12 protein-coding genes and 1 pseudogene are annotated in these 14,358 nt (G+C 67.5%); 9 read left to right on the top strand and 4 right to left on the bottom strand.

Going from position 1 to position 14,358, the window contains the following annotated elements:
* Window positions 1-409: hypothetical protein (locus tag BBK14_RS22625; protein ID WP_206744673.1), on the top strand; the 409-nt coding region annotated here is incomplete at its 5' end.
* Between the two features lie 441 nt (window positions 410-850).
* On the opposite strand, the gene BBK14_RS22620 is transcribed toward BBK14_RS22625, so the two are convergent.
* Both BBK14_RS22620 and BBK14_RS22615 read right to left on the bottom strand, forming a co-directional pair.
* Window positions 851-1,705 carry an SAM-dependent methyltransferase gene (locus BBK14_RS22620; RefSeq protein ID WP_071065270.1) on the bottom strand — a complete coding sequence of 285 codons (855 nt, stop codon included), beginning with the start codon at window positions 1,703-1,705 and terminating at the stop codon, window positions 851-853.
* A 710-nt stretch (window positions 1,706-2,415) separates the two neighbouring features.
* Window positions 2,416-3,327 carry a carbohydrate kinase family protein gene (locus BBK14_RS22615; protein ID WP_198541395.1) on the bottom strand — a complete coding sequence of 304 codons (912 nt, stop codon included), beginning with the start codon at window positions 3,325-3,327 and terminating at the stop codon, window positions 2,416-2,418.
* Between BBK14_RS22615 and BBK14_RS22610 the strand changes: the two genes are divergently transcribed.
* The 8 genes and pseudogenes from BBK14_RS22610 to BBK14_RS35765 all read left to right on the top strand — a co-directional run.
* Window positions 3,268-4,515, top strand: coding sequence for a LacI family DNA-binding transcriptional regulator (locus tag BBK14_RS22610; RefSeq protein ID WP_198541394.1), 1,248 nt, complete (start codon window positions 3,268-3,270; stop codon window positions 4,513-4,515). The two genes, BBK14_RS22615 and BBK14_RS22610, sit on opposite strands and share 60 nt — an antisense overlap.
* Window positions 4,516-4,537: 22 nt before the next feature.
* Window positions 4,538-5,536, top strand: coding sequence for an NAD(P)-dependent alcohol dehydrogenase (locus tag BBK14_RS22605; protein WP_198541393.1), 999 nt, complete (start codon window positions 4,538-4,540; stop codon window positions 5,534-5,536).
* A gap of 113 nt (window positions 5,537-5,649) precedes the next feature.
* A complete protein-coding gene (locus tag BBK14_RS22600; RefSeq protein WP_071065266.1) occupies window positions 5,650-7,020 on the top strand; it encodes an ABC transporter substrate-binding protein in 1,371 nt (456 codons plus the stop codon).
* A gap of 73 nt (window positions 7,021-7,093) precedes the next feature.
* Window positions 7,094-8,032, top strand: a complete 939-nt coding sequence (locus tag BBK14_RS22595) for a carbohydrate ABC transporter permease (protein ID WP_071065265.1) — start codon at window positions 7,094-7,096, stop codon at window positions 8,030-8,032.
* Window positions 8,029-8,940 (top strand): carbohydrate ABC transporter permease, encoded by a 912-nt coding sequence (locus BBK14_RS22590; protein WP_071065264.1) that lies wholly within the window; start codon window positions 8,029-8,031, stop codon window positions 8,938-8,940. Before BBK14_RS22595 ends, BBK14_RS22590 begins: the two co-directional genes overlap by 4 nt.
* A gap of 38 nt (window positions 8,941-8,978) precedes the next feature.
* Window positions 8,979-9,947, top strand: coding sequence for a zinc-dependent alcohol dehydrogenase family protein (locus BBK14_RS22585; protein ID WP_241831759.1), 969 nt, complete (start codon window positions 8,979-8,981; stop codon window positions 9,945-9,947).
* 76 nt (window positions 9,948-10,023) lie between these two features.
* Window positions 10,024-11,130, top strand: a complete 1,107-nt coding sequence (locus tag BBK14_RS22580) for an ABC transporter ATP-binding protein (protein WP_071065262.1) — start codon at window positions 10,024-10,026, stop codon at window positions 11,128-11,130.
* Between the two features lie 53 nt (window positions 11,131-11,183).
* Window positions 11,184-11,870: pseudogene (locus BBK14_RS35765) on the top strand (IS256 family transposase); the annotation flags it as partial.
* 280 nt (window positions 11,871-12,150) lie between these two features.
* Here the strand turns inward: BBK14_RS35765 and BBK14_RS22570 are convergent.
* Together BBK14_RS22570 and BBK14_RS22565 are read right to left on the bottom strand one after the other, a co-directional pair.
* Entirely contained in the window at window positions 12,151-13,398 is a 1,248-nt protein-coding gene (locus tag BBK14_RS22570; protein ID WP_071065260.1) for an NAD(P)/FAD-dependent oxidoreductase, read from the bottom strand.
* Window positions 13,399-13,404: 6 nt separating this feature from the next.
* Complete coding sequence (locus BBK14_RS22565; protein ID WP_071065259.1) at window positions 13,405-14,256, bottom strand: alpha/beta fold hydrolase; 852 nt, start codon at window positions 14,254-14,256, stop codon at window positions 13,405-13,407.
* Window positions 14,257-14,358 lie beyond the last annotated feature (102 nt).

Genomic DNA, 14,358 nt, shown 5'->3' with positions numbered 1-14,358 from the left:
GGGCGTAGAGCAGCGACCACACCATGACCATCCAGCCTGCCCGATGTGGGCCCTGTCCGGCGGGCAAACACGCAGGTCACCGCCCGAATCGGGGTTCTGGAGCCCCACAGGCGTCGTCACGCTCGATGCCCACGACCGGGTCGTCCGCGCGGTCGTCGGATTCGACCGCCCCGGGCTTGCCCATGACTGGGCCCGGCACCAACCCGGTGTCGACGCCGTGGTGCTGGCAACCGCGTGGACGCCAGGCAGCGACTGGGCGGTCGTCGCTCTGGACCCGACCGATCGACCCACCCGGATCATCGCCCGGTTCCGCCACCAGCAGGACGCCGACCTGCACGCCCGATCTGCCACCGTGGCGGGCTACACCATCGCGCCCATCGACCACGCCTCCGACCCGGCAGGCCGCTGAGGCGGGCCCGTCTCCCGGCGGTTCCTTCGTTTCGCCTACTCGTGGGATCCTCGCGGATCATCCTGCGGCGCGGGTCGCCAACCATCGGTATGCCCGACACGCGGGGCAGCGTGACAGRCAGATGATCCGTTCACGGAAGGTCAACACTGGCACCTGGCGTCCCGACCTACGGTGGTGAGACATCGGGTCGCAGCGGGGGCGCGGCCCGACGCACCTTCGCTTCATCCAAGGTCGAGGCCACCCTGCCCCGGTCCAGCAGCGAACCGCATAACCCGGCGTTTCCGTCAGCGCCGGTGCTGTTGACCCAGACACGGTTCTCGCGATCAGTTAGGAGATCCACGGACGCCGGAGCCATCGACACGGGCGTCGTGGGTTGGATGCGGCTATCGCTTCGCTGGGTGACTTGTGCGGGGCTCGGAAGGGAGCCCTGCACGGGGTGTTTTATGCCTTCCGGGCGATCCCGCCGTACATGTGGACGTGCGCGTCGTCCGTGGCGGCTGCGGCCTCGTCGGGGTGCCAGTGGTTGACGAGGACCACGCCGGGATCGAGGAGTTCAAGACCGGCGAACAGAGCTTCCGCTCGGGCTTTGTCGCGCGACACGAGTGGTATGCCACTGGCGTTGTACGCCGCCACGCCGATGCCGACCTCTTCGGGTGYGCTGTCCGCCGTGCAGGTGGACAGCGCGAGAATGCTGCCCGATGCCAGCGGCGCCATGATCCGCTCGATGAGGGCCCGGACAACGTCGTCGTCGACGATGAAGTGCACGACCGCGATGATGCTGACCGCCACCGGCTGGCTCAGGTCAAGCGTTTTCCGCAGCTCCGGGGAGCGCAGGATCGCCTCCGGGTCGGAGAAGTCAGCGTCGAGGTAGGACGTCTGTCCTTCCTTGGCGCTGGTGAGCAGGGCTCGGGCGTGTACCAGCACGATGGGATCGTTGTCGACGTAGAGGATCCGCGATGCGGGCGCGACCTCCTGGACGACGTCGTGCAGGTTGGGAGCCGTCGGCAGACCAGTGCCGATGTCCAGGAACTGACGGAAACCGTATTCCGTGGCCAGGACGCGGGCCACCCTCGCCATGAAGTTGCGGTTGGACCGCATGGACACAGGGAGATGCGGCCAGCTCTTGACAATACCTTCGGCAGCGGTACGGTCTGCGGCGAAGTTGTCCTTGCCGCCAAGGATGTAGTCGTATACCCGAGCCGAGTGCGGAACATCGGTCTTCAGGTCGACATCCCCGGGTGCCCAGTCCGGCGCTACCGAGCTGTAACCCCGCGTAGCGTCGCCGCTGTCAGTCACGGTCCCCCTGCCTCCGATCCCACACACAGACCACCCCAGTCGAGTCAAACTCTCCCATAACTCGGAACCGAGCTGGCAACCGACTCTCTTTTCCTCGTGGGCGGTGGCAGACAGTCCTGCTTGGCCAGCGTCGACTGGGAGCATCCGGCCTCCTAGGGAGGCTCTTGCCAGCCACAGGTGATCAACGAGATGCCTGGCAGCCTGCGATCAAGTCCTGGTTCAACCTCGCCGGACTAGACACCGGTCGCGTCCCCGATGGGGCTCGGCGCCGCTTCTGAGGCCGGGCGGCTGGGCGAGTAGTGCCAGCGGCGCTGGGCGATTCCCCACAGCCAGGTGGCCGCCGGCAGGTCCAGGAAGACGACGGTGTCCGCGGCCCGTAGCCTGGCTTCGTAAGTGAGAATGGGAGCCAGATGTAGGTGAGAACGGGGGCCATTCGATCTTCAGTTCAAGATCGAATGTAGGTGAGTTCGGGGACCACCCCGGTGGTGCGGCCGGGGGCCCGGTGGGTGTGGCCTCGGAGTGGTCGGCGGTGTGGCATGGGCGTGGCGATGACCGTCCGGAGCCAGCGCCCAGGGTGGGAGTATCTGCACTATCACTCCTCGTAAGAGGTGCTGATGGCGTCGCAGTCCGATCGGGTCGCGTTGTTCGCGGCGATTCGCCGTGAGGTGCGGGACGGCGCATCGAAGCGGGCGATCGCGCGGAAGTATCAGTCAGGTGGGAAGGCTCAGGTCGGCACGAGTGGGTGGGTCCGCGCCGGATCGGCTGCAGGTCACCGCGGCGACGTGCGTGGCGAAGTCGATGACTTCGGCCAGCAGTGCGGTAGGCATGGTGGCGAGCTTCGCGCTTTGAGTCGCATCGAGGACCCCAATGCGCAGCAGCGCGTCGAGCAGTCCCGCGGTGAAGGCGTCACCGGCGCCGACCGTGTCCGCGACCTGTACCGGGATCGCGGAGCGGGTGACCTCGGCAGTGCGGGTCAGGGCGTACGCGCCGTGGCCGCCGAGGGTGACGACGACGAGCGCGGGGCCGAGGCGAAGCCAGCGGCCCGCGACGTCGGTCGGCGGCAGGTCGGGGTAGAGCCACTGGAGGTCGTCCGAGCTGACCTTGACGATGTCGGCCCAGCCCACCTGACGTTCGACGCGGGTGCGTTCCACGTCGCGGGTGCTGGCGAGCGACGGTCTGATGTTGGGATCCAACGAGATGGTGACCTCGCGGCTGCGGTGCACGCGTGCAAGCAGGCCGTCGAGGACGTCGGCGCCGGGAGCCAGAGCGGTGGCCAGTGACCCCGTGTGAAGGCAGACGTACTCGGGGGTGAGGTCGGGTCCGCGAGTGATGTCCCAGGCGAGACGGAAGTCGTACGACGCGGCGCCGTCGTCGTCGAGCACGGCGAGCGCGAGGCTCGTGGCCGAGGAGATCGCCGGCAGTAACTCGACCGACACACCGTTGGCACCCAAGTGGGCGTTAACGAGCCGGCCCGGCAGATCGTCACCGAGCTGCGTCGCCAAGGTCACCGGGCTGCCGAGCCGGGCGAGCCCGACGGCGACGTTCGCCGGGCTGCCGCCCGGGTGGGCCGCGAAGCTCCGCGCATCCGCGTCGGCCACGAGGTCGAGCAAGGACTCGCCCACGACAATGACCACTCGCTGTCTCCTCGTCGATGGGATCTTACCGAAGGCGTTGACGGTGCCTGTGGACGATGCCACACTCGCCCGACGATTGACAACGTTATCGACAACGTAATCACCGGAGGTGCGATGACGACCGAGGACCGGTCAGCGGGTGGGCAGTCGCGGGCACCGACGATCAAGGACGTGGCCGCGCTGGCAGGGGTGGGAGTCAAGACCGTGTCGCGCGTCATCAACAACGAGCCGAACGTGCGGCCGGAGAAGCAGGCTCGGATCCTGGAAGCGGTCGAGCGCCTGAACTATCGGCGTAACACGAGCGCCAGCAGCATCCGGCGTCTGGACCAGCGCACCGCCTCCATCGGCCTGGTGGTCGAGGACCTGGCCAATCCGTTCGCCTCGCTGCTAGCCCGGGTCGTGCAGGACTACGCGCTGGAACGACAGCACCTCGTACTCGTCGGTTCCAGCGACGGAGTCGCCGATCGTGAGCGCGAGCTGGTCGCGGAGTTCTGCGCCCGACGGGTCGACGGCCTGCTGATCGTGCCCTCCGGAACTGACCAGTCCTATCTCGAGGCGGAGCGCCGGCGCAGCGTCCCTGTGGTGTTCGTCGACCGTCCGGGTCGACGGATCAAGGCCGACACGGTGCTCTCAGAAAACGACCGCGGTGTCCGAGAGGCCGTGCACCACCTGACCCGCCACGGCCACTCCCGCATCGCCTACCTCGGCGACCGGCAGTCCGTCTACACGGCGGCACAGCGGATCGCCGGTTACCGCGCGGCCATGGAGGAACTGGTCGCGGGGGTCGACACCCGGTATGTCCGCACTGGATTACGCGACAGCACCAGTGCATATCAGGCGGCACTCGATGTACTCGCGCAGGCACCGGCACCGACCGCCCTCATCTGCGGGAACAACAGCATCACCGCGGGAGCGGTGCATGCGATGCACAAACTCGGCGTCCGCAACCGCGTCGCCGTCATCGGCTTCGATGACCTGGAGCTCGCCGATCTACTACAGCCCGCGCTGACGGTCATCGTGCAGGACATAGCCACCATCGGCAGGCGCGCAGCTGATCTGCTCTTCGAGCAGTTAAAGGATCCGACCGACGGATATCGACGCATCGCGGTGCCCGTGACGCTGATCCCCCGCGGTTCAGGCGAGATCCCGACGCCCGACGACAAGACTGGGCGGTGAAAGTGGAATGCGCACATCCGTTTTGCGCGGCGAGCGCGACATTGTCCTCGAGGAACGCCCCGTCCCGGTGCCCGCTCCCGGCGAGGTCCTAGTTCAGGTCGGATCGGTCGGCGTGTGTGGCTCCGACGTGCACTATTATGAGCACGGTCGGATCGGCAGCTATGTCGTCGAAAAGCCGCTGGTGTTAGGGCACGAGGCGGCCGGCGTCGTCGTCGGGCTGGGGCCGGGCACCGTCAGGCATGAGGTGGGGCAGCGGGTGTCCCTGGAGCCCGGTGTGCCCGACTTCACCTGCGAACAATGTCGGGCCGGGCGGTACAACCTCTGCCCGGACATGCGATTCTTTGCCACCCCCCCGGTTGACGGGGCGTTCTGCGAATACGTCGCGCTGCATGAGGCCTTCGCGCATCCGGTACCCGGCTCGATCAGCGACGACACCGCGGCGCTTCTCGAGCCGCTTTCGGTGGGAATCTGGGCCTGCCGCAAGGGCAGGGTGAGCGTGGGGGACCGTGTCCTGGTGACCGGGGCCGGGACCATCGGTCTCGTCACCGCGCAGGCGGCGCTTGCCGCCGGGGCGGGAGAGGTGGTGGTGAGTGACGTTAACCCGGCCCGGCTCCGACTCGCGATCGAGCTCGGCTGCACCGCCGGCATCGACGTGAGTAGGGAACCACTCGCTGACGCCGGATTCGAGCCGAACGTCCTGCTGGAGTGCTCCGGTAATCCGGCGGCAATCGGTACGGCAATGCGCAYCGTGGAACGCGCGGGGCGCGTGGTGCTGGTCGGCATGGGAGGTGACCAGATTCAGATCCCGTTGTCGTATGTGCAGGAGCATGAGCTGGAGGTGACGGGCACATTCCGGTACGCAAACACGTGGCCGACTGCCATCGCGCTCACCGCGTCCGGCCGGGTCGACCTCGACCGGCTCGTCACGGGCCGGTACGGGCTCTCCGAGGTGGAATCCGCGCTCACCACCGGAATGAACGATCCCGCCGCGATAAAGGCGATTGTCCGGCCGGGACAGTAAGGCTGTAGGCGCTCCCGGCCAGCGCGGCGCGAAGGGCCGGTCATCACACAATCACCCCGAAGAAACCGCAACGACTCCCGGATCCGCCGGGCTCCTATACACAGGAGGCTCCCATGGCAAGGAAAAGTCTGTTACCCACCCGGCACGTCCGGGCCGGGGCGGCGCTCGCCGCGCTGGCGTTGGGCGCTGCCACTGCGTGCTCGGGTGCCGGCGGCGGCGACGGCGGCTCCGGCAAAGAGACGGTGACCATCGCCACCGTGTCCAACCCGCAGATGCAGGACATCGAGAAGCTCAGCGCCGAGTTCGAGAAGGACCACCCGGACATAGACCTGAACTTCGTGGTGCTACCGGAGAACGAGCTGCGCGACCGGGTGACGCAGGACATCGCCACCCAGGGCGGCCAGTACGACGTGGTGACCATCGGGACGTACGAGGTGCCGATCTGGGCGCAGAACAGCTGGCTGACCGACCTCGACGACTACGCGAGCCGGGACGACTACGACGTTGCGGACATCATTCCGTCGATCCGCGACGGGTTGTCGTACAAGGACAGCCTGTACGCGGTGCCTTTCTACGGCGAGTCGTCATTCCTGATGTACCGCAAGGACCTGTTCGAACAGGCCGGGATCACCATGCCGGAGAAGCCCACCTGGCAGGAGATCGGGCAGTTCGCCAGGCAGCTGGACGACCCGGACAACAACATCTCGGGGATCTGTCTGCGCGGCCTGCCGGGGTGGGGCGAGGTGCTCGCGCCGCTCAACACACTGATCCTTACCTTCGGCGGCCGCTGGTACGACGAGGAATGGAACGCCCACCTCACCGATCCGGAGACGAAGGAAGCCGTCCAGTTCTACGTCGACCTCGTCCGCGAGGCCGGTGAGCCGGGCGCGCCGAACGCCGGCTTCTCGGAGTGCCTGACCTCCATGGGCCAGGGCAACTCCGCTATGTGGTACGACGCAACCGTCGCAGCCAGTTCCCTGGAGGATTCCAGCTCGAGCACGGTGGCGGGCAAGCTCGGCTACGTCGCCGCTCCCACCGTGCAGACCGAGAACTCCGGCTGGCTGTGGGCCTGGTCGTTCGGGATCCCGGAGACGTCGAAGAAGAAGGACGCCGCGTGGGAGTTCGTGTCCTGGGCGACGTCCAAGGATTACATCAAGCTTGTCGGACAGGAGCTCGGTTGGGCGCGCGTGCCACCGGGAAGCCGGTTGTCCACCTACGAGATCCCCGAGTACCAGGAAGCCGCCGCGGCATTCGCTCAGACGACGTTGGACTCGATCGAGTCGGTGAATGTCGAGCAGCCCGGGGTGCACCCGCAGCCGTGGACGGGCGTGCAGTATGTCGGGATTCCGGAGTTCCAGGATCTCGGGACGAAGGTGTCGCAGGAGATCTCCGCCGCGATCGCCGGTCAGCAGTCTGTGGACGAGGCGCTTGAGAAGGCGCAGAGGTACGCCGAGCAGACCGCCGAGGATGGCGGCTACAAGTAATAGCCGTCCGGCGGAGCTGGCTCACCAGCTCCGCCGCCCCGTCCCTGGCCGGAGGTCGCAGGAGGAATACTCGATGACTACCCGAACGCTGCCCGTCGCGGACTTACCGCGACGCCGGCCGGCGCCCGCGAAACTCTCCGCCGCAGAGCGGTGGAAGCTGCGCGCGCCGCTACTTCCGGCGCTGGTTTTCGCGGTCGTGCTGACGCAGATCCCGTTTCTGTTAACCCTCTACTACAGCACGCAGCGGCGAAACCTGCTGCGACCCGGCTCCAGTGAGTTCGTCGGGCTCGAGAACTACGGCAAGGTTTTCGGCGACGAACTATTCCGCAACGCGGCCTTCAACACGGTCAAGCTGACGGTCAGCGCCGTCGTGCTCTCCATGCTCCTCGGTATCGGCTTCGCGGTGCTGCTGGACAAGAAGTTCTTCGRCCGAGGAATCGTCCGCACGCTGCTCATCACGCCTTTCCTGGTCATGCCGGCGGCAGCCGCGCTGCTGTGGAAGACGTCGATGTACAACCCGGTTTTCGGACTCGTCAACTGGGTGCTCTCCCCGTTCGGCGTCGACCAGATCGACTGGGTCAGCCGGTATCCGATGCCGTCCATCGTGGTGGTGCTGGTCTGGCAGTGGACGCCGTTCATGATGCTCATCGTCCTCGCCGGGCTGCAGAGTCAGTCCCCGGAGTTACTCGAGGCCGCCAAGGTCGACGGCGCCAGCAGCTGGAACACCTTCCGTCGGATCACTCTGCCGCATCTGCGTCAGTTCATCGAGCTGGGCATCCTGCTGGGATCCATCTTCATCGTGCAGACCTTCGACGCGATCTTCATGATTACCCAGGGTGGGCCCGGCCAGGCCACCACGAACCTGCCGTACTTCATCTACCAGGAGGCGTTCCGGGCCTTCGACGTCGGTGAGGCCGCCGCGGCGGGAGTGATCGTCGTGGTCGCGACGATCGTGGTGGCCACCTTCGCTCTGCGTGTGATCTCCAATCTGTTCACCGAAGAGGCGTCATGACCACTGTGCCCATCTCCAAACCTCCCGCCGACAAGACGGCCGCCGACCGGACGACCGCCGACCGGGCGACCGCCGCCCGCCGCCGCCACAAGCACCGCTTCTCCGTCGGCACCGCAGGCGTCGCCGTCCTCGCCTGGGCCGGTGGCCTGCTGTTCTTCTTCCCCGTGCTGTGGATTTTCCTGACCGGCTTCAAGCAGGAGTCCGAAGCGTCCACCGACCCGCCGACCTTCTTCTTCACCCCGACGTTCGACCAGTACCGGGCCATTTTCGACCGCGACTTCGCGCCGTACTTCATCAACTCGCTGAGCGCATCGGTGATGTCGACGATCCTCGTGATCGTCCTCGCGACGCCGGCGGCCTACGCCCTTTCGATCGCGAAGGTCGGCAAGTGGCGCGACTCATTGTTCTTCTTCATCTCCACCCGCATGATGCCGGCGGTGGCGTCGATCCTGCCGCTCTACATCCTTACGAACCGCATCGGGATGCTGGACAACATCACGATGCTGTCCCTGATCTACACGGCGATGAACCTGCCGATCGCGGTGTGGATGATCCGATCATTCCTCGTCGAACTCCCCAAGGAGGTCCTCGAAGCCGCCCGGGTCGACGGTGYCTCGCTGTTCCAGGAGATACGCCGCGTCGTCCTGCCAATGATCGCGCCGGGGCTCGCCGCGACCGCCCTGATCTGTATCATCTTCGCCTGGAACGAGTTCTTCTTCGCGGTCAGCCTCACCTCGACGAACGCGGCCACCGTCCCGGTGTTCCTGGTCGGCTTCATCACCAGCGAGGGTCTGTTCTGGGCACGGCTGTCCGCGGCATCGACCATGGCGGTACTACCGGTGATCATTGTCGGCTGGATCGCGCAGAAGTGGCTGGTCCGCGGCCTGTCCCTCGGAGCTGTGAAGTAATGCGCGCAATGGTCATCACCCAGCCGGGCACGGTTTCCATGACGACGGTCGACGACCCCGCCCCCGGACCCCGCCAGGTGGTCGTCGCTCCCGCCGCCGTGGGTATCTGCGGTACCGACATCCACATCCTGGACGGCGAGTTCGAGYACACCCCCTACCCGATCGTCCCGGGACACGAGACGGCAGGCACCGTGGTCGCGATCGGGTCCGGCGTCACCGAGGTCGCCGAGGGCGACCGGGTCGCGGTCGATCCGTCACTGTTCTGCGGAGAGTGCCACTACTGCTCGATCGGACGGGGCAACCTCTGCGAACGGTGGAACGCGATCGGTGTGACCCGGACCGGTGCGGTTGCCGAGTACCTGCTGGCACCGGTCGCCAACTGCCACCGGATCCCCGACGAGCTGCCGTTCGACCATGCAGCTCTGATCGAACCACTGTCCTGCGCGATCCACGGCTTCGACCTGCTGCCCGGCCGGCTCGGCGAACATCACCTCATCTACGGCGCTGGGACGATGGGCCTGTTGATGACACAGCTTGCTCGCCGGGCCGGCGCGGCGAGCGTGTCGGTCATCGACCTCGACGAGGGCCGGCTGGACATGGCGACGAAGCTCGGCGCGGACGCGGTGGCCCGCTCCGCCGACGACCTCGACCGCCCCCAGGGGTGGGAGATCGTGATCGACTGCACCGGCGCGGTCCCCGCCATCTCCGACGGCCTGCGGCGGGTACGGCGAGGCGGCACATTCCAGGTATTCGGTGTCGCAGCGGCCGAGGCGACCGCGTCCTTCTCGCCGTTCCGGGTCTACCGAGACGAGATCACCATCGTCGGCAGCATGGCCGTGCTCCACAGCTTCGGCCGAGCCGTCGACCTCATGGCCAACGGTGCCATCGACGCCGCATCGATGATCAGCCACAGCTTCCCCCTGGGCCAGTACCTGCAGGCCCTCGAGACTTTTCGTGCGGGTAAGGGCTGTCGCAAGGTACAGGTCCGCCCCACCGAAACCGGATAGCCACAGCTCGTCACAGCTCGAGCCAGTCCGTGCACCAGGTCCGCCAGGACCACAAGGCGCTTCAAGGAGGCCCGACATGGCTACCGTCACCTACGACCACACGTCACGCTTCTATCCCGGTTCGGACGTCCCCGCCGTCGACAGGTTGAACCTCGACATCGGCGACGGCGAGTTCCTGGTCCTCGTCGGCCCCTCGGGCTGCGGGAAATCGACCTCGCTGCGGATGCTCGCCGGCCTCGAGGACGTCGACGAAGGTGCCGTCCGGATCGGCGACCGGGACGTCACCAGCATGCCACCGGGAAGACGGGACATCGCGATGGTCTTCCAGTCCTACGCGCTGTACCCGCACATGACCGTCGCCCAGAACATGGCCTTCGCGCTGGAGATGGCGAAGGTGCCGAAGAGCGAGCGGGGCGCCCGGGTGCGTGAGGCGGCGCAGATCCTCGACCTGATGCCGTACCTCGACCGCAAACCCAAGGCACTCTCCGGTGGGCAACGGCAGCGGGTCGCCATGGGCCGCGCCATCGTGCGCCAACCCAAAGTGTTCCTCATGGACGAACCACTGTCCAACCTCGACGCCAAACTGCGGGTGGCCACCCGCTCCCAGATCGCCGCGCTGCAGAACCGCCTCGGCATCACCACCGTGTACGTCACCCATGACCAGGTCGAGGCCATGACGATGGGCGACCGGGTAGCGGTACTCAAAGACGGCGTCCTGCTGCAGTGCGACACGCCGCTGGCCCTCTACCGACGACCCGCCAACGCCTTCGTCGCCGGATTCATCGGCTCACCCGCCATGAACATCCGCGAGTTCGAGGTCGCCAAAGGGCATGCCCGCGTCGGTGACGTCGACGTTCCGCTCCCCCGCGAGGAACTCGCCGGTCTCGCCCGCGAAGGCTCGGACAGCGTCCTGCTCGGGTTCCGGCCGGAATCGGTCGACCTCGTCGGCTCCGAAGAGGGCTTCCCCGTCGTCGTGCGCCTCGTCGAGGAACTGGGCGCCGACGCGTACCTCTACGGCAGCATCGTCGGCGCCGACCCGACCGACTCGCCCGACATCGTCGCCCGGGTCGACCCAGACCGGACGCCGCGCATCGGCGAGACGGTTCACCTGCGGGTCCGACCCGGCCAGGAGCACACCTTCTCCCCCAAGACCGGCGACCGTCTCGGCGCGCAACCGGCGTAACCGGCGAGACGACCGCGGAGGAGTCGGCCGCGGCCGGTGCCACGGCGGCGCCGGTGGTAGTCGATGAAGCCCTGGCGCAGAGCCTGGTCGAGCGGGCCCGCGCCGAGGGGCTGTCGCTGACCGGCCCGGGCGGGATGCTCGGCACGTTGACGAAGATGGTCCTGGAGAAGGCGCTCGCTGCGGAGATGAGCGCGCATCTCGGTTACGAGGCGGGGGATCCGGCCGGTCGTAACAGCGGGAACTCCCGTAACGGCACCCGATCCAGGACGGTGATCACCGAGGTGGGGCCGGTGGAGATCGACGTACCCCGCGACCTTGGCGACCAGCTTCGCCCCGAAGCTGGTCGCCAAGCGGCAGCGTCGCCTCGCCGGTGTCGAGGACCTCGTCATCTCTTTGGTAGCCAAGGGGCTGACGACCGGTGAGGTCCAGGCGCATCTGGCCGAGGTCTACGGCACCGAGGTGTCGCGGCGGACCATCTCGACCATCACCGACACGGTGATCGAGGGCATGGAGGCCTGCCGGGCCCGCCCGCTGGACGCGGGGCGGTCTACGCGGTCGTGTTCATCGACGCGATCGTGGTGAAGGTGCGTGACGGGCAGGTCGCGAACCGGCCGATCTACGCCGCGATCGGGGTCACCGCCGACGGGGAACGTGACGTGCTCGGCCTGTGGGCCGGCACCGGCGGTGAAGGCGCCACGCAGTGGCAGCAGATCCTCACTGAGCTGAAGAACCGTGGTGTCGCCGCGTACCTTGTTCCGTTACTTCCCGACCAAGGAAGACGTCGTTGCGGAGACCTTGCGGTCGGCGGGCAAGCTGGACAAATTCGCGGAGGAGAAACCTCTGCGCTTCCGCGTCACCTATCTTCCCTTTCGGAGAGGTCCCTATTCCAGGAGGGGCCACTGTCCGGAAGAAAAGGGGCGGCTCAGTTCTACAATCGGCGCCGCCACTCCACCAACGGATACCTTAGCCCGCACGACCACGAAACCCTTTTCCACGAGCACAATAAGGCCGCGTAACCGCTCAAAGCCCTACCTGTGAACGAAACCGGGGCAGCTTCAGACCTCCATCGGCCAGTGCCCGTGCCTCGTCCCAGCTCGCTCCAGAAGCCAGCAACCTCCGATACGGCATCAGCTGCCGGACGGCGCCGAACCCCACAGCGCCCTGCAGCGCGCCGTCCCCGCCGGAGATGGCGACGAACGACCCGTCGAGGTCGCCCTGGACAACGTGCAGCTCGTCCTGGGGTCGGATCCGACCGAAAACTTGAAGACGTGAGTCCAGCTGGTCGCTCCACACGTAGGGCAGCGCGTCGTGCCACTGATCCCCGCCTGTGAGGTTGGTGGCCACCACGCCTGCGGTCTCCACCGCGTTGGTGAAGTGCTCGACGCGGGTGTCCTCCCCGTACCGCGGGTTGCGCCAACGGACGACGTCGCCGACTGCGAACACGTCCCGAGCGCCGCGAGCCGCCAGCCGTTCGTCACAGACCACGCCGTCGCGCAGGTCCAGGCCCGCGCCGTTCAGCCACGAGGTCTCCGGGCGGGTGCCCAGCCCGAGGACGACGACGTCCGCCGCAAGGCGGGAGCCATCGGTCAGCCGCACAGCTTCGGCCCGGTCGCTGCCCTCGATGCCCGCGACGCCGGTACCCATTCGCAGGTCGATGCCGGCGGCGGCGTACCGGCGCGTGAACGCCTCGCCCAGCACCGGCCCGACCCCGCGCTGCATCATCGTCGGGAGCATCTCGACGACAGTCACCGTGCATCCCAGGGCCCGGGCCGACCACGCGGTCTCCGCCCCAATGAACCCACCGCCGATCACGACCACCCGGCTGCCTGGTGTGCACGCCGCCCGGATGTCCGTCGCATCCGCGAGCGTCCGCAGCGTGTGGACGCCCTGCCGGGGTTCGACCCCCGGCAGCGTCCGCGGCGTGGAGCCTGTGGCTACGACCAGCGCCGAGAACTCCACGAGTCGCCCCTCGTGCAGGACCACGTGTCGAGTCCCGAGGTCCAGGTCGACGGCAGGCCCGCGCACGAGTCGAACGTCGAGGTCCGCCAGCTCGGTGGGGGACAGCAGGGGCGCGGCTGACGGATCCGGGTCGGTGAGGTACCCCTTGGACAGGGCGGGGCGATCGACTGCGACCCCGTTGGGAGCGCCGGGCTCGGCGCCGACGAGGACGATCTCGCCGGCGTACTCGCGAGCGCGCAACGCTCGCACGGTGTGCACGCCTGCCAGCGAGGCGCCGACCACCACGACCCGGGCGTGGTTCTCGGGCATGTCCGCCTACCTGCCGGGGGTGCCTGAGCTCGCGGCGTCCCCGCGGTAGCCGTCGAGGAAGTCCAGGGTGACGGCGGAGAACAGTTCCGGGTACTCGATCATCGCCCAGTGGCGGCAGTTCGGGATCACGTACCCGGAGGAGTTCTCCAGCAGCTCCAGGAACTTGTACGCCTGGGTGACGGGTACGACCTGGTCGTCCTTGCCGTGCACCACAAGCGTGCGGGTCTTGACCTGTTCGATCTGCTCGGTCCGGTACTCCAGGCCGTGCTCACGTACCCAGGCCATCGTGGCCGCGTAGGCTGCCCGGGTCGCCGGTTGCACGGAGAGCTCGTGGCGGTACCGGACCTGGTCCTCGGTGGCATGGAAGTGCGGGTTGGCCAGCGCGGCGATGATCCGGCGCATGCCGTCGACGGTGAAGTCGTAGTTCAGGATGGCACCGAGGGAGGTGCTTACCGGAGTGGGCAGGCCGGCGCTGCCCATGAGCACCAGGTTCTCGACCAGGTCGGGACGTTGCATGGCAACGCCCAGGGAGGTGGCCCCGCCCATGGAGTTGCCCACCAGGCTGACCTTCTCCAGTCCGAGCGCCTCGATGAAGGCGATGAGTTGCGCGTTGCGCGCGTCCTGGCTGTAGGTGAACCCGGCCGGGTCGGGCGCGTCGGAGTGCCCGAAGCCGACCAGGTCAACGGCGATCGCCCGCTTGCGCTTGGCGAAGAAGGGCAGGCAACCGGTCCAGTTGGACGTGCCGTCGGCTCCGGCCCCACCGCCGTGGACGAGGATCACCGGCTCACCGGCGCCCTGCTCGATGTAGTGGGTCTGGAACTCACCCGTCTTGATCAACGTACCAGGGAGGGAGCTCACGTCCTGCTTCTCTCTTTCGGTTCTCGCGGAGTGGTTGAGCGGCTGACGGGCGACGCCGCCGCGGGCAGGCGCCGACGTGCGCCGACGATGCGCTGGCCGGGG

This window comes from Parafrankia soli (assembly GCF_001854695.1).
Lineage (GTDB): Bacteria > Actinomycetota > Actinomycetes > Frankiales > Frankiaceae > Parafrankia > Parafrankia soli.
This window is presented reverse-complemented; position numbering and strand designations above follow the sequence as displayed.